The organism is Pseudoalteromonas sp. SWN166 (assembly GCF_015864485.1).
Classification (GTDB): domain Bacteria; phylum Pseudomonadota; class Gammaproteobacteria; order Enterobacterales; family Alteromonadaceae; genus Pseudoalteromonas.
Window position 1 is genome coordinate 12,982 of the sequence record NZ_JADYXB010000024.1, and the last position, 23,324, is coordinate 36,305.

19 protein-coding genes are annotated in these 23,324 nt (G+C 40.9%); 10 read left to right on the plus strand and 9 right to left on the minus strand.

Annotated elements, in window-relative coordinates; translation table 11 throughout:
• The first annotated feature begins 29 nt into the window (after positions 1–29).
• The 6 genes from I6F49_RS14060 (at position 30) to I6F49_RS14085 (ending at position 6,097) form a co-directional block, all read left to right on the plus strand.
• A complete protein-coding gene (locus tag I6F49_RS14060) occupies positions 30–1,613 on the plus strand; it encodes an alkaline phosphatase (RefSeq protein ID WP_197181076.1) in 1,584 nt (527 codons plus the stop codon).
• An 11-nt stretch (positions 1,614–1,624) separates the two neighbouring features.
• Positions 1,625–3,415 (plus strand): alkaline phosphatase, encoded by a 1,791-nt coding sequence (locus I6F49_RS14065; RefSeq protein WP_197181077.1) that lies wholly within the window; start codon positions 1,625–1,627, stop codon positions 3,413–3,415.
• Positions 3,416–3,541: 126 nt separating this feature from the next.
• Positions 3,542–4,261: a hypothetical protein gene (locus I6F49_RS14070; RefSeq protein WP_197181078.1), complete on the plus strand. Its 720-nt coding sequence runs from the start codon at positions 3,542–3,544 to the stop codon at positions 4,259–4,261.
• Between the two features lie 264 nt (positions 4,262–4,525).
• The gene (locus I6F49_RS14075) at positions 4,526–4,981 is read left to right on the plus strand and encodes a helix-turn-helix domain-containing protein (protein ID WP_197181079.1); all 456 of its coding nucleotides are present in this window, start codon (positions 4,526–4,528) and stop codon (positions 4,979–4,981) included.
• The gene (locus I6F49_RS14080; protein WP_197181080.1) at positions 4,981–5,550 is read left to right on the plus strand and encodes a PIN domain-containing protein; all 570 of its coding nucleotides are present in this window, start codon (positions 4,981–4,983) and stop codon (positions 5,548–5,550) included. The genes I6F49_RS14075 and I6F49_RS14080 overlap by 1 nt, the downstream gene beginning before the upstream one ends.
• A gap of 265 nt (positions 5,551–5,815) precedes the next feature.
• Complete coding sequence (locus tag I6F49_RS14085; RefSeq protein ID WP_197181104.1) at positions 5,816–6,097, plus strand: hypothetical protein; 282 nt, start codon at positions 5,816–5,818, stop codon at positions 6,095–6,097.
• A 125-nt stretch (positions 6,098–6,222) separates the two neighbouring features.
• On the opposite strand, the gene I6F49_RS14090 is transcribed toward I6F49_RS14085, so the two are convergent.
• From I6F49_RS14090 to I6F49_RS14130, 9 genes are all read right to left on the minus strand, one after another.
• Positions 6,223–8,112, minus strand: a complete 1,890-nt coding sequence (locus tag I6F49_RS14090) for a monovalent cation:proton antiporter-2 (CPA2) family protein (protein ID WP_197181081.1) — start codon at positions 8,110–8,112, stop codon at positions 6,223–6,225.
• A 121-nt stretch (positions 8,113–8,233) separates the two neighbouring features.
• Entirely contained in the window at positions 8,234–9,127 is an 894-nt protein-coding gene (locus I6F49_RS14095) for a hypothetical protein (protein ID WP_197181082.1), read from the minus strand.
• 205 nt (positions 9,128–9,332) lie between these two features.
• Positions 9,333–11,864: a TonB-dependent receptor plug domain-containing protein gene (locus tag I6F49_RS14100; RefSeq protein ID WP_197181083.1), complete on the minus strand. Its 2,532-nt coding sequence runs from the start codon at positions 11,862–11,864 to the stop codon at positions 9,333–9,335.
• A 540-nt stretch (positions 11,865–12,404) separates the two neighbouring features.
• Positions 12,405–13,250, minus strand: a complete 846-nt coding sequence (locus I6F49_RS14105; RefSeq protein WP_197181084.1) for a DUF4198 domain-containing protein — start codon at positions 13,248–13,250, stop codon at positions 12,405–12,407.
• Between the two features lie 34 nt (positions 13,251–13,284).
• A complete protein-coding gene (locus I6F49_RS14110) occupies positions 13,285–13,794 on the minus strand; it encodes a DUF2271 domain-containing protein (RefSeq protein ID WP_197181085.1) in 510 nt (169 codons plus the stop codon).
• Positions 13,794–14,426: a PepSY-associated TM helix domain-containing protein gene (locus I6F49_RS14115; RefSeq protein WP_197181086.1), complete on the minus strand. Its 633-nt coding sequence runs from the start codon at positions 14,424–14,426 to the stop codon at positions 13,794–13,796. Before I6F49_RS14115 ends, I6F49_RS14110 begins: the two co-directional genes overlap by 1 nt.
• A 124-nt stretch (positions 14,427–14,550) precedes the next feature.
• The gene (locus tag I6F49_RS14120) at positions 14,551–14,946 is read right to left on the minus strand and encodes a YbaN family protein (RefSeq protein WP_197181087.1); all 396 of its coding nucleotides are present in this window, start codon (positions 14,944–14,946) and stop codon (positions 14,551–14,553) included.
• A gap of 128 nt (positions 14,947–15,074) precedes the next feature.
• Entirely contained in the window at positions 15,075–16,397 is a 1,323-nt protein-coding gene (locus I6F49_RS14125) for a carbohydrate porin (protein WP_197181088.1), read from the minus strand.
• Positions 16,398–16,497: 100 nt separating this feature from the next.
• Positions 16,498–16,980: a MarR family winged helix-turn-helix transcriptional regulator gene (locus I6F49_RS14130; RefSeq protein WP_197181089.1), complete on the minus strand. Its 483-nt coding sequence runs from the start codon at positions 16,978–16,980 to the stop codon at positions 16,498–16,500.
• A 427-nt stretch (positions 16,981–17,407) separates the two neighbouring features.
• Between I6F49_RS14130 and I6F49_RS14135 the strand changes: the two genes are divergently transcribed.
• The 4 genes from I6F49_RS14135 (at position 17,408) to I6F49_RS14150 (ending at position 23,296) form a co-directional block, all read left to right on the plus strand.
• On the plus strand, positions 17,408–18,262 hold the full coding sequence (locus I6F49_RS14135; RefSeq protein WP_197181090.1) for a D-hexose-6-phosphate mutarotase: 855 nt from the start codon (positions 17,408–17,410) through the stop codon (positions 18,260–18,262).
• Positions 18,263–18,283: 21 nt separating this feature from the next.
• A complete protein-coding gene (locus tag I6F49_RS14140; RefSeq protein WP_197181091.1) occupies positions 18,284–18,817 on the plus strand; it encodes a PH domain-containing protein in 534 nt (177 codons plus the stop codon).
• Positions 18,810–20,357, plus strand: coding sequence for a PH domain-containing protein (locus I6F49_RS14145; RefSeq protein ID WP_197181092.1), 1,548 nt, complete (start codon positions 18,810–18,812; stop codon positions 20,355–20,357). Before I6F49_RS14140 ends, I6F49_RS14145 begins: the two co-directional genes overlap by 8 nt.
• Positions 20,358–20,479: 122 nt before the next feature.
• Positions 20,480–23,296, plus strand: coding sequence for a PD40 domain-containing protein (locus tag I6F49_RS14150; RefSeq protein ID WP_197181093.1), 2,817 nt, complete (start codon positions 20,480–20,482; stop codon positions 23,294–23,296).
• Positions 23,297–23,324: the final 28 nt, after the last annotated feature.

The following is a 23,324-nucleotide window of genomic DNA, read 5'->3' on the forward strand; positions in this document are numbered from 1 at the left end:
TAACCACTACACAATGGGAATAATAAAGGATGAAAATAAAAAAAGTTGCTGCGGCAGTTGGCTTAACGTTTATGTTAAGTGCACCAAGCTATGCCAATGTATTACCACAAAGCCAAACACAAAGTAGCTGGTATACAAATGCCCAAACTACGTTAGCTGCAAAAACGACTCAAGCGCAAAGTGAGCAAACAACAAAAGCTAAAAACGTTATTTTATTTGTAGGCGACGGTATGGGTATTTCTACTCTAACCGCTGCACGTATTTTACAAGGCCAGCGCGCGGGTGAGCTAGGTGAAGAAGGTTATTTAAGCTTTGAAGAGTTCCCATACTCAGCGCAAGTAAAAACATATAACGTAGATGCACAAACGCCTGATTCTGCAGGCACAATGACCGCGATGATCTCAGGCGTTAAAACCGATGTAGGTGTTATTGGCGTAGATGAAGATATAGAACGCGGCGTATGTTCAAGCGCTGCAGGTAACGAGCTTTTAACAGCCACAGAACTTGCTGAAATTAAAGGCCTAGCAACGGGTATTATTTCAACTGCGCGTATTACTCATGCAACGCCAGCGGCAACGTATGCTAAATCGGCAGACCGTAACTGGGAAGATATTTCAGATATGCCAGCAGGTTCAGAAGCATGTGAAGATATTGCATCGCAACTTGTAAACTTTGAAAAAAACTTAGAAGCCCGTTATTTAGGTACCGATGTAGACGGCCTTGATTTTGTAATGGGTGGCGGTCGTCGTCATTTTTTACCAAAAGATGCAGCCGCTAACTCAATTGACGCAGTAAGCGCGGTAGAGGGCGATCGTACTGACGAGCGTAACCTAGTCACTGAATGGCAAACACAATACCCAGATGCAACCTACGTAATGGATCAAACAGGCTTTGATGCAATAAGCGACGACGCCACTAAAGTATTTGGTTTATTTAACGAATCCCACATGCAATACGAAGCCGACCGCGCAAACGACGTAGCGGGCGAGCCTTCACTTACCGATATGACTACTAAAGCTATTGATGTATTGGGTAAAAACGAAAAAGGCTTTTTCTTAACGGTTGAGTCGGGTCGTATTGACCACGCGCATCATGCAGGCAATGCGTACAACGCACTTAACGACACCATAGAATTTGCAAAAGCAGTGCAAGCTGCCATCGATAATACCAACCCAGAAGAAACCCTTATTTTAGTCACAGCCGATCACAGCCACGTATTTACTATTGCAGGCTACCCTAAACGCGGTAACCCAATTTTAGGTCAAGTAGTTGCAGTGGGTGCAACTACACCAAGCCTAGCTGCCGACGATATGCCATACACCACAGTAGGCTATGCAAATGGTTTAGGTTTTAGAAATTTAGTTGATGAAACAGATGCCGATGCTGCTTATGCAACTGGCCCAGTAGCCGGACGTGTTGAGCTTAATGGAGTTGATACAACAACACCCGGTTTTCACCAAGAAACAACCGTGCCACTCGGTTCAGAAACACATGCAGGTGAAGACATTTCACTACACGCAAAAGGCCCCGGTGCACAACTTGCCCAAGGCGTAATTGAGCAAAATGTAGTGTTTCATTTAATTAATCAAGCTCTTGAATTAACTCAGCAATAATGGCGGCTAACATGAACAAATTAAAAGTACTTTCTTTGGCAGTAATGGTCGCGCTAGCGGGTTGCTCAAGTGATAACGATAAAAGCGATAACAATATTATTGCAGTAGACAACGCCATAGCAATAGGCTCTGAGCAATGTATAAATGGCGGCGTAGAAACCCAAGTAGGCGCAGATACCAATAATAACGACGTGCTAGATAGCGATGAAGTTAACTCAACTAACTTAGTGTGTAATACACCCGCTACATCACTTACTAGCGAGCAGCTAGCATCCTTAACAAGTAACGAATGGTATAGCGGCGCGCAGGCTCAGCTTGCAAAAACACAGCAAGCTAACGCAAGTGTTGTTACCGAATCAGGCAAAGCTAAAAACGTTATTTTATTTGTAGGCGACGGTATGGGTATTTCAACCGTAACGGCTGCACGTATTTTAGCAGGCCAGCTTGAAGGCGGCTTAGGTGAAGACTACCAGCTTAGCTTTGAAACCATGCCTTATTCAGGCTTTGTTAAAACCTACAACGTAGATGCACAAACGCCAGACTCGGCAGGCACTATGACGGCAATGGTATCGGGTGTTAAAACCGACGTTGGCGTAATTGGGGTAGATGAAGACATTGAACGCGGCGTGTGTTCAACAGCGCAAGGTAATGAGCTGGTTACATCGCTTGAACTTGCTGAAATAGCAGGTAAAGCAACGGGCCTTATTTCAACAGCGCGAATTACTCATGCAACACCGGCGGCAACGTATGCTAAATCGGCAGAGCGTAACTGGGAAGATATTTCAGATATGCCAGCAGGTTCTGAGGCATGTGAAGACATAGCATCGCAACTAGTTAACTTTGAAGCCAACCTAGAAGCGCGTTTTGCAGGTATTGATGTAGATGGCATTGACGTAGTAATGGGAGGCGGTCGTCGTCACTTTTTACCAAAAGATGCAGCGGCAAATTCAAGCGATGCAGTAAGCGCAGTAGAAGGCGATCGTACTGATGGTCGTAACCTAGTGACTGAGTGGCAAACAACTTACCCAAGCGGCACATACGTAATGGATCAAACCGGTTTTGATGCAATAAGCGACGATGCCACTAAAGTATTTGGTTTGTTTAACGAGTCCCACATGCAATACGAAGCCGACCGCGCAAACGACGTAGCGGGCGAGCCTTCGCTTTCGCAAATGACCGAAAAAGCAATTAACGTGCTTGATAACAACGCAAACGGGTTTTTCTTATCGGTAGAAGCAGGGCGTATTGACCACGCGCACCATGCGGGTAACGCATACAACGCACTAAACGATACCGTAGAGCTGGCTAAAGCCGTAAAAGTGGCGATGGAAAACACCAACCCAGAAGAAACGCTAATTATAGTAACAGCCGATCACAGCCATGTATTTACCATTGCCGGCTACCCTAAACGTGGTAACCCAATACTAGGTAAAGTAGTGGCGGTTGGTGCAACTGAGCCAAGCCTTGCTGCCGACGATATGCCTTATACAACGGTTGGTTACACTAATGGTGGTGGCTTTAGAAACCTAGGCAGCGAGACTGATGCCGATGCAGGTTACGCGTTTGCACCAGTTACAGGGCGTGTTGATTTAAGCGATGTTGATACAACCACACCGGGCTTTCATCAAGAAGCACTAGTACCGCTAGGCTCAGAAACTCACGCCGGAGAAGATGTAGGTGTATATGCAATGGGCCCTGGCGCGCACTTAGTAACAGGTACTAACGAGCAAAGCTTTTTATTCCATGTAATGGACTTTGCGGCTGATTTAGTTAAAACAGCCGACGAAAAAGTAACGCAGTAAGCCGCTAACTTGTATGTTTAAAAACAACTCGTACCCTGTGCGAGTTGTTTTTTTATGTCATAAAAATGCCATTGTAAGTCGTTATTGTATGGCTATTACAGTGACGTTTAAATAAGAGATTAACCGATGAAAGTAGCATTATTTTTAATGGCAACCTTAGCAAGCACCAGCACCAGCACATTAGCAGCGCAGTGCGATATTAATGCCGAATATTTAAAAGCCGATTATAAAATTACCAACAGCCATAAAGCGCAGCAAAGTAATGAGTCACTTACCCTTTGGCGAAACGATCAGCAAGTAGCGCATCAACGCCAAGTAATTACCGAGCTTTGGCAACATTTAGCTAATAAGCAAATTCGCCCTATTCGTTACTTTAATGCCCAGCAACGCGGTATTGAATATCAGCCATCTGAGGTACGCGGCGTACAAAATTGGAGTGCTAAAAACCAGCTGGTGGATGCGCACTTAATAGAAAAAATGACGCTTTTAAACACCCAAGGCACAGGCTGCGATGAAGTAAAAAACTACGCACTTACCGAGGGCGATAACCAATTTAAACTCGCTTTATTTACGCAATCAAACTTGGTTAAAACCTTTAGCGTAACCAATAAAAAAGCCCAAACAAACACCGTGCTTAGCCTTAATAATGTAAACAGCAATAAAGCCGAAATAACCGCGCAGTTTGCCAAATGGGATCGCTTTCAAACCACCGATTACGCCGATATTGGCGATAACGAAAACGACCCGTTTTTAGCTAAAATGATAAACCTTGGTTTTATAGAGCACAGCGCAACAGGTTTTTACAACCAGCAGGGCGAGGCTATTCAAGGCGGGCATCACCACTAGTTTTTAAATGTTGTAGCTCATCGTTTGTTTGCTGTTTTGAGGTTAAGTTTATACTTCAGCAGGTAGAAGAATATGAGCTACGAGCAAATATTTAATGAACGAGTTAATAAAGTTACCACCACGAAAATAATAGATGAGGAAACTTTCTTTTTCGAGCATTGATGTTTTTTCGAATGCTGCGAATATTGACATTTTTTCGAATGTTTCGGATAATAAAGAGGTAGTGAAATTTGAGCTACGTATTTATAAATAGAGAGAAACAAAATGAGCATAGCTACAAAATTGCCAAGTGCTGAAGAAATTGCATTGGCTAGACTTGGTAGTCAAGAGCTATCCGCTGTAATGGAAACAAACGGTGAAGCCCAAACTATTAATGTTATTGATAAAAAAAGTGGCAAGTCGCATGAAGTAACTATCCCTGCAAATGCGTTAAACTTAATGATTGAAGTATTAACTCAGCTGGGGCAAGGAAACTCTGTTAGCATCACACCAATTCATGCAGAGCTAACCACGCAAGAAGGAGCAGATCTTCTAAACGTATCTCGCCCAACTTTTATTAAACTTCTTGATTCTGGAATTATTCCTTTTACTCGTTCTGGGAATCGCAGAAAGGTGGCTTTTTCGGACGTTATGGCGCATAAAAAACACCTTGAAGAGGAAAGTCTCGCTACTCTTGCTGATTTATCTGCATTGGATCAGGAAATGGGTATGGGATATTAATGTCTTCATATACTGTAATTCTTGATGCATGTGTTATGTATCCGGCACCGCTTCGTAGCTACCTGATGTATTTAGCTTGTACTGGGCTTTACAGAGCAAGGTGGACTAATCAAATTCATGATGAATGGATTAGAAATTTAATAAAAAATAACCCAGAGCTAGACCCTGAAAAACTTAAGCGTACTAGAGAACTTATGGACAAAAGTGTTCCGGGTTGTCTGATTGAAGGCTATGAGCCATTAATTAATGGTCTTACTTTACCTGATATTGATGATAGGCATGTCGTTGCTGCTGCAATTAAAGGTCAAGCGGAATCAATTATTACTTTCAATTTAAAGGATTTCCCTAAAGAAGAGTTGGATCCATTAGAGTTGTCAGCTATTCATCCAGATGAATTTCTATGTGATATGTTCGAATTGAATGCTAGTGCATGTATAACTGCTGCCCAGCAACAAAGAAATAGTTTAAAGAATCCACAAATGAGCGCAGAAGAGTTTTTAGCTTGTTTACAAAAACAAAAGTTACCAAGCTTTGTTTTTAAACTGAAGCAATTTCAAGCAATTCTTTAATCCCATTTAGCTAAAAGCTGCTGAGGCGGCTATGCCCTATAAAAAAACGTTTAAAGAACGAGTTAATTTAAGTAACAAGCATCAAGTAATGCTATTAGGCTGCCTTCCACTTATTTCCAAAGTAACTCAATATTTTCAACATATTTATAGTTGGTAATAACTTACACTATTTGTTATTAATAGAAGTTCACACTATCGGGACGTTTTAGTGAAAATAAGGAAATGTCCTTTGGTAGAGCTGTTATATGCACAAGGAGTATTAGCATTGTTTAATAAATTAATTCCAATTTCACTAATAGTTTTATTATCAGCATGTGGTGCAACTCACTCACCCTCATACCAAAAAGACAGAGCACCTGAAAATAGAGATCAATATAGCGGTGTGGAAGGTATGGCTCAGTATCAAAAAGACCAAAGTCACCTTATGAGTAAAGAATTATCTGATAAATGCAAAAAAGCTAAAATTGATCTGGCTATCGCAAAAACTAATGAAGACTCTAAAGAAATTCATAAACAAAATTCATTAATTAAGAGTACATGCGTATAACGGTTTTATTCCGAGTAGGGCAAAGTCATTCAAGAAAACTAAGTCTAACAAATAATAGGCGGCTACTTTGTAGCTGCCTATTATTTGGATCTTACCACTAAGAATTCAAACTCAACCGCCTAACACTACTCAAGATGAGCATCATCAGGCTTTTTAGGTTTACTCGCTACTTCTGTTAAGCCATCTTCGCAATCACCGCTATCGCAGGTATTTAAATCGCTTTGTGCTTGTTTATCTTGTTGTAGTACGTGTTTTAAATCTTCCATGCGTTGGCGCACTGCTACGCCGTAGGTGGCGTCGTCGCCCCATAATGCAGCAAGTTGTACTACGGCAGCGCGGTCGTGGTCTCTAAACAGTTTACCTGCACGCTCTGCATCTTGCTTAGTATTACCTAATAACTCCAGTGCCTCTACCGCTAGGTTAATTGCTGAGTCGACTGTTTCGCGATTAAACGCATCTACTTTTAAATTAAGTAATTGATACGCGTGGCGGCGGTCGATTGCGCGAGCAACAATTTTAAGCTGCGGGTAGTTTTTATGGGCGAGCTTAATTATCTCAATGGTTTTATCGGGGTCGTCTATTGCCACCACTAGCATTTGCGCAGTATGCGCGCCTGCGGCTTCAAGTAGTTCTTGGCGTGCGGCATCGCCATAAAATACGGTATTGCCAAAACGGCGCAGTAATTCTATTTGGCTAGGGCTGTGATCAAGTACGGTAATTTCGTAGCCTTGAGCGTGCAGTAAGCGCCCCATAATTTGCCCAAAACGTCCGTAGCCCGCAATAATTACATGTTTAGCAGTACTTATTTGTTCTGGCTTATCAAACTCAGGCATGGCACTGCTGCTGCGTTTTTGTATTTGCTCATAAACCATAAGTAGTAACGGCGCTATTAGCATTGATACCGCCACCACCAAGGTGACTAGGCTGGTTTGTTCTGGCGTTAAAATGCTTAATGTAGTGGTTACACTTAATAGTACAAAGGCAAATTCGCCGCCTTGTGCTAAGGCTAATGCAAACAACAAGCGCTGCTTTTTACTAATATTAAAGGTAACGGCAAGGGCAAACAAAATGCAGGCTTTTATAACAATTAGTAGGGCAACGAGTGCAATAACAGTCGTAAATTCATCAGCTAATAACTCAAAGTTAATTGATGCGCCCACTGTTATAAAAAATAACCCTAAAAGTAGGCCTTTAAAGGGTTCTATATCGGCTTCTAGCTCGTGTCTAAATTCACTTTCGGCAAGGACTACGCCCGCTAAAAATGTGCCTAGTGCAGGCGATAAACCAATGCTTTGCATAACCAGCGCTATGGCAATAACCAAAAACAGCGCAAAAATAGTAAATATTTCACGCATGTGGGTTTGTGCAATGTACCTAAATAACGGGGCCGATACGTATTTACCACTGGCAATAATTGCAGCGATAACCGCAGCCGATACGCCTACTTGTTGCCAAACAGGCCAGCCTGCAATAATGGAGTCGCTAATGTCTTTTGAGCTACTTTGCGGTGCAAAAGCCAGTAGCGGCAGTAGCGCTAAAATAGGAATAATCGCAATGTCTTGAAACAGTAAAACCGAGAATGCATTTTGTCCGGCTTCTTGCTTTAGCCAGCCTTTTTCTTCAAGGCTTTGCAACACAATAGCGGTAGAGGAGAGCGCCAGCATTAAACCGATGGCGAGTGCAGTTTGCCAGTGCATGGCAAAAAACCAATAACAAAATGCAAAAATAGCGGCGGCAGTAAGCACAACCTGCAAGCCACCAAGACCTAAAATAGAGTGGCGAAGCTTCCATAAACGCGACGGTTGTAGTTCAAGGCCCACTAAAAACAGCATCATTACTACGCCAAATTCAGCGAAGTGCATTACATCGGTTTGATCGCCCACAACACCCAGCGCATAAGGGCCAATGAGTATGCCGGCAATTAAATAACCTAACACTGAGCCAAGTCCGACTCGTTTTGCAATAGGGACAGCGACAATGGCTGCTGCTAAGTAAATTAAAGCTATTTCTAACACGCGTTTATCCTAAGTCATTCTATTTATGCTCAAGGTATTTGAGCATAAATAGAATGACTTAGGTTCTTATTAAATACAATAATTCATGTGGCTGAAAATACGTTATTTTTAGATCATACTGTTAATCAGCTACTTTTACAGAGCCGGTAATATTATCGATACTTACATCGCCCGAGCCGGACTCAGTAATGGTCAGTCCTTTGGCATAATTAACACGAATATCGCCTGACCCGTCTTCAATAGTAACGCTTGAGCCAATATGCTCAATAAGCATGTCGCCAGAGTTATCATCAACATTAACAGCGCCGCTTATATGGCTTATTACTATATCACCTGATCCATCTTCAACTCTTAGCGAGCCGCTTATGTTGCTCACGTGCATTTCGCCCGACCCATCTTCAATAATGGCATTACCACTTACGTTGTTTATATGAATGCTGCCAGAGCCGTCGGTAAGCTCTAAATTACCCGCGATGTTTTCAAGGTTTACTTCACCTGAGCCATCATCGATTGTTAGGTTTTTAGCACCGTTAATTGTTAAATCACCCGAGCCGTCTTTTACATCAATATTGCTCTGCATAGCACTTATAACCATATCGCCAGAGCCATCATCAATATCTAAATTGAGATTACTTGGCACAGTAACCACTAAATCAATATGTGGAGATTGGCCATTGTAAAAGCTAATACCATTACTGCTTTTATTTTGGGCAACAAGCTTTGCCTGTTTACCGTCTTGCTCGAGCGTTAGCTCGTACTCATCTTCAATGTCGGCTGTGTAAATAGTGGCATCAACACTAATGCTGGTGGCCGTTTTTGAGCCTTTTATTTCAAGGCTACCTGCACCGCTTAACACATTTAAGTATTCTAGATTATTGTTTGGCAGTGAAAGCTGTTTGGTTTGCTTAACTGACGCAACGCTTGGCGATATATGAAATACACAGCCACTTAATAATAAAATGCCGCCAATAAGTGAAAGAGGTTTTGTAATGTTAGATACAGTTGATGAGCTCATGTTTAGTCCTTTGGTATTTATTGTTTGTATTTATATACACAATATAGAGCAAAAATGAGGCCGGAATGTAAGTTGTTGTTTTATATAGGGTGGTGGTTTTTTATGAAAGTTGAAATACTAATAAGTGGTTAAAATAACTAACTATTAATGAAAAGGATGCGCGATGCATCCTTTTATAATTGCTCAGCTTTTATTAGGGAGCTAATTAAAAGCTATAAGTAATATTACCGTACAAGAAACGCCCGTCTAGTCCGTAAGGTGCATAGGGGCTGTATGGGAATATTTGCCCAAAATCAGAGTAGCCAATATTATCTACAGTTGCTTGTGGGTACTGATCGAACAGGTTGTTTGCGCCTAAGGCAAATTTCCAGTATTCGTCTGGGCGGTAGGCTACTTCTAGGTCGGTGATCCACTTAGGGTCTAGGTATTCATCGCGATCGGCTGTTGTTGAAATATCAGCGACTTCACCGTAGCGCGTGGCTCGAAGCGTAGTTTGCCATTCGTTAAAGTTCCACACTGCCGATAGGTTCCATTTGCTATCTGGTGTGCCTTCTTCAAAACGACCTACTTCACGACGCGCAAACACTACGTAGTCGTCACCTAGTGAGTTAAGCTCGCTAGGGTTGTCGTTTACGTGCGTTACTTCGGTATCGTTAAAGTTAGCGGCTACGTTTAAACGTAAATCACCTAAGTTGTCTAAATCTAAGTTATAAGTGGCAACTATATCTACGCCTTGCGTGCGTGAGTCGATAGCGTTGGTAAAGTAACGTACGCTTTCTGTGTTTAGCTCACCGGCATTTTGTAGTATTTCTACTACTGCATCGCCTTCTAAGTTTTCAGACAATACAATACGGTCATCAATATCAATGCGGTATGCATCAACAGTTAAGCTAAAGCTGCCTTGAGTGTAAATAAAACCTGCAGTAACGTTTACTGATTCTTCAGCATCTAATGGTTGAGCACCTAGTGCTTGCGCTGCTGCTGAATCGGTAGGGAATAGACCAACTTCAAATGGTTGGTTGTTTTCAAGTACGGTTGATATTTGGCGGTACGAGCTTTGTGCTAATGATGGCGCACGGAAACCTGTGCTAATTGCACCGCGCAGCGATAGGTTTTCAGTAATGCTGTAACGCGAGGCAAGTTTAGAGGTAAATGTGTCACCAAAGTCGCTGTAATCTTCATAACGGCCGGCTAAAACGACGTTCCAGTTTTCTGTTAAGTAGGTATCAAACTCAACAAATAAAGCGATGTTATGACGGCTTTCGTCAGTCGCGCTTTCTGGTCCAAAACCAGCTAGTACTTGTGCGCCACCGGCTGCAATTGGATTGCCGTCGCTATCAAGAGCAGTGATGTAAGACGCTTCTTCGCCTTCTTCTATTTTGTAGCTTTCGTGGCGGTATTCAGTACCTACGGTAAAAAATACGTCATCTGGCAAGCCAAAATCAAGCGTGGTATTTGCCGTTGCGTTTACTAAAAACTGATCGTAAACCAGTGCGCCGTTGTCAAATTCGGTTGGGCTGTCGGCACCTAGTGATGTATTAATACTATTTACAACGCCAAAGCCAAAGTCGTTACGGCCGTAGTTGGTACTTACATCCCATGTCCAGTCGTTAGTTTCACCTTGTAAGCCTAGTGCAAACGAGTAGTCTTGTACGTCGGTTTCAATTTGCGGTAAAAAGCCATCTGGGTACACTTCTAAAACGTTACGGCTGTCTTTTGCACGGCGGTAAAAACCACCTGAATTACCTTCGCGTTTTGAGTAGCTACCAAATGAGTAAAGGTTATAGCCGTTATCTAAATCGTAACCCATGTTGTAAAACAAAGCGTAGTCTTCAAGGTCTGCTTTACCAAAACGGTGGTTGTAACGATCGATAGTAAATTCGCGTGGGTCTAGGCTGCCATCATCAAGGCGGCTGTATTGTTCGCGTGGGTCAAAGCCAGAGCGTTGAGTTGAGTCGTTATCGCGGTACTCAATTGATACGTTTACAAAGCCGTTATCAGATAACGAAAAGCCAGAGTTTGCACTAACAGTGCGTGTTGCACCGTCGTTTACTTCTCTGTCGCCACCGGTATTAAAGGCTAAGTCGCCGTTTGCATCTGCGTAGGTGCTGTCTAGCTGAGATACACCAGCCATTTGAGTATCGTATTTACCGTACGTTACGCTTACGCTACCGCCTTCTGAGGCATCTTTAAGTACAATGTTAATTACGCCAGCAATTGCATCAGAGCCGTACTGTGCGGCTGCGCCATCACGTAGTACTTCAACACGCTTAATTGCAGAGGTTGGGATCATGTTCAAATCAACAGCTGTAGAGCCTCGGCCAACAACACCTGCTAAGTTTAATAGCGCACCGGCATGGCGGCGCTTACCATTAATAAGCACTAATGTGTGATCGGGTGCTAATCCACGTAAAACAGCAGGTTTTGCATGGTCAGTACCATCACCCATAGTCGCGCTTGGGTAGTTAAAGCTAGGTACTTGGTTTGCTAGTATTTGGCTTATTTCTAGCTGACCGGTACTTTGCATATCACCGCTGGTAATAATATCTACAGGTACCGTACTTTCGGCAATACTGCGTAGGCTTCTGCGAGTACCGGTAACCGAAATTACTTCGATATTTTTTTCTGCTTGATTATCTTGCTCTGCGGCAACAGCCATAGAATAAGGTGTGCTAAGAGCAGTGGTAACGGCCAAGCTAAGTGCGAGTTTATTTGCAGATAAACGCTTAAAAGTCATTAATTGTTCCCCAAGAACTGTTAGGGCTTGTTGACCTTTCAGGGTTGAAATTTGTTCTAGCTAGGGGCGATTTAATCGCGGCGCGAGATTTGTAACCTAGTGGGCTAAGTAAAAACCGAGCAACAAAGAGTAAATCGCCCCTAGGACGAACCTAAAGGCAGCGCATGTTTTGCATTTATGCTGCGTTATCGCCTATTTATGGGGAATAACCACACTACATAGGCTCTGTCTTGCCTAAAAGCCAAACATACTTCTGCAAATTCAACCTCGAAAGATAAACAAGCCCTTATTGATGATTCGAAAGGAGCGAATCATATAGAAGCGGCTACCCTAGTGCAAAGATAAAAACTATCTAAGATATTCTAAGTTGTTAACAAGTGAAGCCACTGTTTACGCACGATATAGGCGTTTGGATCGTTGTAGTTGCAATCTTGTGTCGAATGGTTGCGAATTCAAGAGGATTTTAGATAAAAGTTAGTAAGACGTAAAAAGGCCAAGCAAATGCTTGGCCTTTCAATTTTTTAAATTTAGTAATTAAAATTATTCAGGGGCAACTTCAAGCGTTGTAAATAATGCATAACGTCCTGCGTCTACACCTTCTTCGTTTACTTCAACATCGTTAGACGTTTCGATTAGGTATAGGCCTGGCTCTTTCCACGTAATTGTAAACATACCATCTTTATCGGTTGTTACTTTTACTTCGCCACGTTCGTTACGGTAACGGGTGTCACCTTTTAAAATACTTACTTCAATGCCTTCACCAGCAGATTTACCATCTTGTAGTAATTGAAAACGTGCTTGCTCACCTACAAATAAATCATTTGGATGCGTTGGGCCGCTAAGCTCTAAGCCTAAACCTAACTGTGCAGGCTTTGAGGTGCCATTTCGGCTTACAAATGTATCTACTGTTGAAACAACCTTCGTTGTAGTTACATCTTTTGCATTGCTAGGTAATTTAGCGTCTGCTTTTTTACCAAATACGCGCTTGCGTTTGCCTTCTTCATTTTTGTAGAAGGTCATGTACATTGGCTTTTGCGTCATGGCAATATGGTAAGTACCTTGCTCTGTTAAGCTTACCGCTGCTGAGCTTTTACGCTTTAGGTAATAAGCACGAATGGTGTCGATTACTGGCTCACCATTAGGCGCAAGTGCCATTAATAACGTATCGTCGTACTCTGCGCCTTTTTCTTTAGGTTTAAAGGCTTTGTCTGGTGCAAACATTTCGTTTGAAATACTTGCGTCAATCATCACGTAATGCGCTTTATCGCCAGAAAGTGACGTGTGCGAAGGTAGTAACCAACGTCCGTGTGCACTTGCCGAAGTTGACACTAAAGCAGATAAGCTCAATGCGCCGATTAATGCCGTTTTTAATAAATTAATTTTCATTGTATTTCCTTAAATTTAAATGATTAAGTAGCAGTTACTTAGTGCTTACAGTGACGAAGCTTTTAGAAAACTCGTTTTTACCATCAATTGTTAGCTTGCCTGATTTAGTTAAATCAAGCTCAACACGGGTGTAATCTCTGCCGCCTTCTTCGCGTACAACTTCAATATTTAGTAAGTATTTGCCTGGTTTTACTGGGTTACCGTCTAAATCATTACCTTGCCAATTTATAGTGTAAGTACCGGCGCGCTTGGTTGCGCCGCTAATGCCGTCAAAGTTAGCATCGCTTTTACCGGCTTTACGCCACCATTGGCGTAAATCTTTAAACCACTCTGCTTTTTGCACCCAAAGTGCCAGCGTTGTAACGTGTTTGCGCTCGGGTGTTTCAAGCCAAACTGCAACGTATGGGCGGTGATACGGTTGCACTTCTAAGTCGGGAAGCGTTAATTCAACCTCTAGCTGTGGTGTTTGCGCATGCGCTGATGTTTGAAAAAACGCAGCTACAAGTAGTAACGTGGCGCTTATAAATAATTTAAATTTAACCATTAAGACACTCCTTTTATTTGTGGAACCCAACATAAATAAATAACCAGTGGAGTTGCGACTCCTAGTAAGGTTATCCATATTCCTGCTAAGCGTTTTTTTCTATTTTGAAATAAAATAATCATGCCGGTAATGGCAAATAAAATCATTAATACGGCCGATATATCAATTACCCAACTCCATACCTCACCGGTGTAACGACCTTTATGTAAGTCGCCAATAAGGCTTAAAAAGCCACCTGTTTGGTAATCAAGGTTTAGCTCGCCAGTTTTAAAATCAAGCTCTGCGTAGGCAAATCCCGCTGGTAGTGGGTAGTCGAGCATGACAAGTGCATCTTCTTTTTCCCACTCAATACTTTTTACTTCTGTAAGTGAATACTGCTTAGCTAAATAAGCTTCTATTTCAGGATATAGCGTAGGCAACGTATTTAGCTGTGCATTTGCTTTAGTAACTAGCTCTGCAGGAATCGTTGCGGTTACTTGACCGTTATTTTTATCGTTTTTAAGCCAATCGACGTGATTAAGCACAATGCCGCTAACGCAAAATAAAATAAGCAAAAAAAACAAAGCTGTAGAAATATAAATATGTAGAGCACGGCTTGTACTATACAAAGCCCGCTTATTAATAAACGACATAAAAACAGTTAATAAATTAAATTTACAACATGATAATGATTTGCATTAGCTATTACAAATTTACTTGCTTATCTTTACATAAAAACTTTGAAATAAAGGTGGTATGCAGGTAAAAAATGGATATTTAATGCTTAGGAGGGCTGGAAGGTCTTAATATAAGGTAAATCATTACCGATATTTCTATTGCTGCAACAAGGTAAATAACCCAAATAGGGGCGGCTGAATAAAGTAAAAATATAAATCCTATTAGCATGCCAATAGCAGCGTAGCATTTGGCTTTAACGGGCACTACTTTGTGGGCTTGCCATTGCTGCAGAGTTACACCGTAACGCGGGTGGTTTAACAGCCACTTTTCAAGCGCGGGGGATGAGCGAGTAAAGCAGGTAAGCGCCAAAATAAAAAATATAGTGGTAGGCATAACAGGCAGCACAATACCTATGATACCAAGCGCAACAAGTAACAAACCAAGCGCTTTAAACCATAAGTTTTTATAACAAATAAAGGCTGTTTTTATATTCACTTAGGCTCTTTTTAGGCGTGCTCAGGTATCTGTAATTGTAGGCTAAATAACTATTAATTCGAAGCTTAAAATCAATAAAAAAGGGCAAACTAAGTTTGCCCTTTTAAAAAATAAATGTGGTTAGCAGTTTAGAAGTAGTAACCGATATTTATGTTGAAGCGACGTTCTGTATCGCCATCACCAATAACTGTTCCGCCAATAAACGGCTGGTTACGAGCTTGAATAAAGTCGAAGTAACTAAAGAAACCACCTGCAGCAACACTCATACCCGTTACGTTCATCCATGTATCTGCGCTATCGTCAGACTTGTCATAAATAATGCCGTAATCGTTGTAAAATTGAATGTCGGTAACTGGGCCCCAATCAAGCGAGTAATTATAAGCAACGTTAAAGTTAGTCATAGTTGCTTCGCTAGATACAGTGTCGTAATACGCATAAGCACCAACAACAAAGCGGTCGCTGCTGTCGTCTAGGTCGTAGTCGTATTCACCGTGTTGAAATTGGATATTCCAGTTGTTAATTGTGCTATCAACATGAAGTGCCCATGCACCGTAGTTACCTGCACGATCGTTACCATCATGTAAGCCACCACTTAATAGTGATACACCCACATCGGTAGTTACGTTTTTGCTGTGCTCAATTTGATATGTTGCACGCCCTGCAAACGTATTGTATTCGCCTATGCGAGAGCCTGGTGCATCGTATGTGTCTTCGTCTGCTGAGCGGCTACCAATAATGTCGTAAGAGTAACGATGGTTAATATCTGTTGAGCTTTCTACTCCGCCACGCTCGTCATTTTTGAAAAAGCCTAGGTCTAGTTTCCAGTTATCTTTAAGTTTACGTTTTACTACTACACCTAAATCAAAGTCGTCCTCTAGGCCTACGTAATAGTTAGTACTGAAAAAGTAGCTGTGTGAGTTGTATGGGCCATTACCAAAAGGCACGGGTGCAATACCTGCTTGTCCTTCCCAGCCATCTGCAAACTCGTAACCTAAGTAAGCGTACTTAACAACGGTCATATAATCGTAAAAACGTATTTCACCGTTTAGTGAAATATCGTTAATTTCGCCAGACACATTTAAACGAAAAATATCAAAATCAAAATCGCCACCGCGATCTTGGGTATCTTCATCGTATGTATTGGTGCTGTAGTTAAAGCGTATTGCTCCACCTACTTTAATGCCTTCATCTTTTTTCTCTGGTGTAGCTGCGGCAACTTCAACCACTTTTTGATCAGATTTTTTACTGATGTTTGCAACTTGTCGTTCGTGTTGCTTGTTAATTTGTTGCTGTTTTGTTTTTTCTTCAACTAACTTATTTTCAAGCAACTGCATTTGCTGTTTAAGCTGTTTAAGTTGGCTTTGTAATGTGTCTAGATCATCAGACGCATAAGAAGTACTTGTAACACCACCTAATACTAGTGCTAGTGTTAATTTTGAGAGTTTAGTCATAATTGCCGCTCAGATTTTGATTAAAAAATAAAAAATTCAAGACGTCGAAAAACGCCTTACGTTTAGAGTAAGTACAAAAACTATGTGTTTTTTTTATTGTTTATTCTTTAGGAGCTTGAGTAAGCGCACCAACTTCTAGAAGGGGCGATGCATCTAATTTATCTGCATCCATCATTGCGGCTACACGCTGCATTGATGAGAGTAAAAGGCTCTGTTCCCACTCAGCAAGCGCAGAAAACTTTTCAATAAAGTGTTCTTGCAATGGCTGAGGTGCTTTATCAAGTAACTCTTTTCCTTTCTCGGTGAGGTATAAGCTCACTCTGCGTTTATCCATTTGACTGCGTACGCGTGTTACTAAGTTTCTGCTTTCTATTCTGTCGAGAATATTGGTGACTGTTGCCGGGCTTAAATTTACATTTTGAGCAATACGGCTCGCCGTTATTCCATCAGTTTTTTGCACTTCTTGCATTATAAGCAGTTGTGGCCCTGTTAAACCCGAAGTTTTATTTAGCTGCTTAGAATGTAAGTCAATCGCGCGGATTACTTTACGTAAAGAAACCAATAACTCGTCATATTTTTGCATTTGCTTATCTCATCGATGGGGCGGTAGTTTGCCGTAATCGCGAAATGTTACACATCAAATAAATTGAATTCAAACAATATATTGTACTTTAGGCCGCTTTTATTGGTTTTTAATAGTTAGAGCAGTAACTAATGTAAAATTATGTTGTTTAAATTTTAGTAAATTTTCTTAGTATCTTGTGTGCATTAAGTTGCGCACAGTACGTATGTTGTGAATAATTGGCAAGTCTTATTGTATAGACTTTAGTATTATTCATTTACAGCTGTTAGCACAAAGTAATTGTTTGTGAGTTTACTGTATATATATTAATCGGCAATGAACAAATTCAGCAATCAATATTTAATATCAATAGCGTATACTTTAAGCATGCATTATTGTTTATATGTAAACATTAAAAATCTTTAGTATCAGTATTATAGGGAAGGGTATGAAATTATCGCCATCAGTTAGCATTGAACAAAGCGAAACCGGTCTTGAGTTTATTAAAGTAGCTAGTGCAAAGTGCGATGCAAAAATATTCTTGCAAGGTGGGCAAATTACCCAATTTACCCCTAAAAATAATGAGCCGCTTATTTGGGTATCGCAAGACGAAACCTATCAAGAAGGGGCAAGTATTCGAGGTGGTATTCCTGTTTGTTGGCCGTGGTTTGGTACACACGCTAACGATGGGTGGCCTGCTCATGGTTTTGCGCGCACAAGCGTGTGGCAAGCCGATGAAGTACACGAATCTGATGAGCAAATTACGGTGAGTTTAAAGTTACCTATGAAGCTCGTTAATACAACGTATTGGCCGCATCAGTCAGCATTAAAAGTGGAGTTTATATTAAGTGATAAGTTACAGGTTCGCTTAACTACGACTAACTTAGGAAATACGCCATTTAGCTTTACTCAAGCGCTGCATACCTATTTTCCTACATCAGACATTACAAATACCCATGTTGATGGTTTGCAAGGCGCGCAATATATTGAGTTTAGTGAAGGGCCATTTGTGCAAAATGACGTTGTAAGTTTTGAGCGCGAAACCGACATGATTTATACACAAGCAAGTGCAGTACAAACAATTAATACGCCAGAAGGTGTTATTAATGTGAGCCGTGAAAATTCAAACTCGTGTGTACTGTGGAACCCATGGATAGAAAAATCAAAACGATTATCTAATTTTGCTGATGATGAATATAAAACAATGCTCTGCCTAGAGGCTGCTAATGTACTGACAGATAAAGTAACGCTTGAGCCAAAGCAAAATCATACATTAGTAACCACCATTAGCTGGGCTAATTAATAATCCCGATAGGATGCAATTGTGTATAACAATCAACAAATAATGGATTTACCAGCGCATAGCGCCATTAATTTTAAGCCTTTAGCTGACAAGGCCTTATTACATACTCAGCTTAACTGGCTTACATTTTATATTCCGTTAATTGGGGTACTTATTGCGGTTTGTTATTTTAACGAAGCTTTTGCTGAGAGTGCGCAAACTTACTTGCTAATTGGTATGCCCGTTTTAGTAGCTGTTTCCATGTTGTACAACATGGTTAGCATAAGGCTGCAGGGTTTTGCGGTACGAAACCATGATATTGCTTTTAAAAAAGGGGTTATTTGGCAACAAGTAACGGTATTGCCTTTAGCGCGAGTACAACATATGGAAATACATCAGGGGCCAATAGAGCGAAAGCTTAGCCTTGCGAGCATCAAATTATTTAGCGCAGGCGGCGTAAGTGCCGATTTGCAAATTAGTGGGTTAACCCATGATGATTGTAAAAATATGCGCCAATTTGTACAAAACTACCGTCAAGACGATACGGCTCCTCAGGCGGTTTTAGTCGATGAGTAATAGTATTATTGAGGAGCAAACTAGCTCAAATGATTGGCAAAAAGTATCGTCTTGGGCGCTTTTATATTTTGTTGTGCATTTTAGTGTGCGTTTTGTAAAAGATGGCCTTTTAAACTTGCTGCCTATGTTTGTAGTGTTTGTTACTCAAGTAGAAAATAAGTTGTTTTGGGCACAGGTTGCAGGTGGTATTGCGCTGATTTCGTTGCTTGTTTACTCATTTTTATATTATTTAAATTTTAAGTTTTGTATTAGTAGCGATAACGAAATATTGCTTAATAAAGGCGTATTTAAAAAAGAGCGACTTACGCTTAAATTTGGCCGTGTACAAAACGTTAATATTGCCGAGCCATTTTATTTTACTCCCGTAAGTTTAGTTAATTGTATTTTTGATGCTGCAGGCAGTGTGTCACAAGAAGTTGTTTTACCTGGTGTCACTAAAGACTACGCGCAGCAAATGCGTAAACAGATCTTTGCTTTTAAAGCGCAGCAACAAGAAGAAATACAAAGCACTGAACAAAGCGAAGCAGACACTACTGAAAACAGCCTAAGCATTAGCAATAAAGAAATCGCCAAATTTGGTTTAATGTCGAATATGGCTATTTTAGCAATCGCTGCTTTTGCGCCATTTATAAACCTGATTGTTGATTTTTTAGAGAAGCAAATTATTGCTAAAGTAGAAGGCTTTTATGAGCAAGAGCTTGGCATGCTGGCAAGTGCTGCTACCTTTGCGATGATCACCTTAATTGTTTTATTAATTTTGGTGGCCGTTATGTTATCTATGACTATGTCGCTTATTCGTTTTTATAATTTTGAGCTTTATTTTAAAGGTCAAAAATTTAAACGTATTGCAGGCTTGTTAGAGCGCCATCAGCTTTCGATGAGCATGGATAAAGTGCAATCTATTGTTATAAAGCAAAACTTAATGGGCCGATTACTAAAGCGATTTACGGTGGAGTGTTTGCAAGCAAGTAGCGGTGGTTTAGTTGCAGGTGTTGCGGCTAAACAAAATAAACAAACCTTAGTGTTACCTGTATTAAATAGCGAACAAGTTGATAGTGTATGCCAATGGATTTACCCATGGTTTAATAGTAAAAAACTCGCTTTTAAGCGCGCAGAGCGAGCGCTTTTGTATAAAAACTTAGGCTTTTATGCACTGTTACCTAGTGCATTGGTGTTTGGTTTTTGTTTTATTGCCGATATTAATACTTTGATTAGCCTTGGCGTTTTGGTGGTGTTTTCTGGTTTGGTAACCTTATCGTATCAGCGTTATGGTTATTACATGCATGAGGATAATGGTCGATTTTACATGGTTGTACGCAAAGGCATGATTGGCGTTCATTACCGTGTTTTTGAACTTTATAAAGCGCAAAGTGCACGCAGTATAAGTACGTACTTAATGCGCAAATCAGGCTTAAAAAGCTTATACATACAGCTTGCTTCAGGTTTTGCATTTATGCCTTATATAAAGCAGCAAGACGCTGACTTTATTATCGATTTTACAATTAAGCAGATTGAGTCAGATACTCGCAGCTGGATGTAAACTCCCGTAATAAAACATGTGTAAATACACATTTGCACATGCTTTATTACACTTTCTTACTGCCCATGAAAGACATTTAATAATACCCTAGATGGTATTAAGGAATTCTTTTAGGGACACTCATGAAAAAAACACTTATCGCATCGGCTTTATTACTAGCAGCACCAAGCTTTGCCGCTGATTGGCAAACTATTCATACCGAACATTTTAATATTCACTACAGTGTTGAGCATGCTGATTTTGCTAAATCAACTGCAACAGAGCTTGAAATAGTACGCACCAAAGTGCTTGAGCAGCAAAACCGAGCACTTGATAAAACAGTTGATGTAGTCGTGTTTGATCCCCTAAATGCAGCTAATGGCTTTGCATTACCTACCTCAAATAACCCTGTAATGGCACTTTTTACAACCCCGCCGCAATCCGACACAGTTATATCAAACAGCTCTGGCTGGCAGCAGTTACTTGTACTGCATGAATATATTCATTTAGTGCATTTAGCACAGCCTACACGCAATGACTGGCAGCAAAAAGTACGTGGTATATGGGATTTATACGATTTAACCTATAGCAATACACCACGATGGGTTGCCGAAGGCTATGCCACATTGATTGAGTCTAAAATGACTGGACGTGGGCGCCTGTTTGATAACTACTCAGAGTCAATACTGCGAGAGTTTGCTCAACAGGGCGCACTGCCAACCTATGGGCAGTTAAATGGCGAGCAGGGCTTTATGGGCGGCTCAATGGCTTACTTAATGGGTAGCCGCTTTTTAAATTGGTTAGAGAAAAACTATTCAGAACAAACGCTCGATAGTGTATGGACGCGAATGCAAGGCGTAAAAACGCGTAACTTCGATGAGGCATTTAGCGGTGTGTTTGGGCAAAGTGCAGCCAAGCTATATCGACGATTTATAGCTGAATATACCTATAAAGTAATGCAAATAGAGCAAGGAGAGCCGTTACTTCATAGTGAGCTTTGGCTTGAGCTTAACTTATATGCGAGTAACCCCGCACTTTCAAAAGATGGTAGTAAAATTGCGATTGTTGAGCGAGATAAAGAGAGTAATACCAAGCTTATAATTTATAGCACTGATGACAACATTAAAGCGCAAGAAGAGTTTACTAAAGCGCAAAAAGAACTACTCGAAAATGATGCACAAGATATTCCCGATACAGTGCCAAGTGTGTTTAAGCGCGAACAAAAGCAAGTGCTTAATCAAATAAACCGAGCCGGTATTGCAAACCCTCAATGGGTAAATAGCACAACGTTATATTTTAATGCGTACAGCAATGAAGAGTCGGGTATTTATAACAAAGTGTCTGATATATTTAGCTATAACATTGAGACAGGCAATATCGAACAGCTTACCGAACTTGCTGGTATTCGCCGCTTTAACGTAACCAGTAACGGTGAAACCTTGTATGGCGAGCAAATAAGAGATGGCTACTCTGAATTAGTAAAGGTTGATCTCAATACGCAAACCATCACACCATTATTTATAAAAAGCCTTGAGACAACTTACGATTACCCAATACTCAGTCCTGACGAAACTAAATTAGCTTATTTATCAACATCATTAAATGAAAATTGGCAATTGTATATACAAGGTATAAACGGCGAACAACAGCTATCAGTACCTATGCCAAACGGGTATCAATATTTAAGTCAGCCAAGCTTTAGCCATAATGGCGAGTCACTTTACTTTGTTGCAGGTTTAAATAGCGCCACCGATATTTATAACTACAACATAGAGAGTAAAACACTCACCAGGTTAACCCAAGGGCAAGAGGCAGTTGCCCACCCAATTGAAATGGCTGATGGCTCGTTACTCTATTTTTCGATAACCGCAGATGGACCAAATGTAAAAACACTGCCAAAAGCTATAAAAAGCACTGTAGTTACTGAGTTTGCAGCTAACAAAAAAGCACCGCTGCTAATAGTAAACGAACATACACTTCCAAAAGCTAAAATATATACGCACGAAACTACAGAGCAAACAAATTACAACGTGCTCGACCAGCACGCTACCTTTGCGATTGGCTCTCAGTATTATTCGGCTTCTACCAGTTTGTTAGATTTAAGCATTAAAAGTAGCGACTTATTAAAGCAGCTCGACTTACAAGCGGGTTATAGCACTGATTTACACGATGGGGCACTGCACGGTGGTTATGTGCAGGCAAAATATAATGCGCTTGATGTAAAACTGAAACTTGCACTGTTTGACTATGATTTGAATACATCGCGCCAGTATCAGCAAAGTCTAAGTGCAGACATGGATGCCCGTGGTGGTTTTGCCGCAATAAGTTACCCCGTTAAATTTGGGCAGTTAAGTTTAACGCCAGAGCTTGCCTACAATTACACTGATTATAAGCAAAGCCATAAAAATTGGACGCGTTTAGGCGTTGCTCAAAATTGGCAATATGATCGTCAAGACTTTGCAATAGGCCAAAGTATTTATGCCAGTTGGTACGATGGTAGTAGTAAGAGCAATAGTTGGCAAGGTTACGATTTAGCCGCCAAAATTTTTGGTAAAGCGTTTGGTATTCCTCTTTATGCAAACTTTGATCAAAAACAACGTGATGACAGCAGCCTTGCATTAGGTGGCTTTAGCTCAAATCTTATTAATCAGCAGCAAAATAGTGAATATGTACTTTCATCGGAGTTACCTTTTTACAGCGCAACTGCAAAGCGCTATCAAGGTTACGGTGGCGGCTTTAGCTTTAAAGAAGGCATGCCATGGCTTTATTATAAGCAACATCAACTCGACGACACCGTATACGCACAAAGCTACGGCTTAAAATACCAAGGTGATTTTAGTTTTGGAATGGGGCCAGCAGGTGTAAACGATTTAACATTTAATATGGGGCTATCGCGAGTAGAAGGCGACAGTTTTGAAGATGAAATGCGAGCGTGGCTGAGCTTTTATTATTCGTTATAAAGCTATTAAATGTATGGGGATTCAGGCT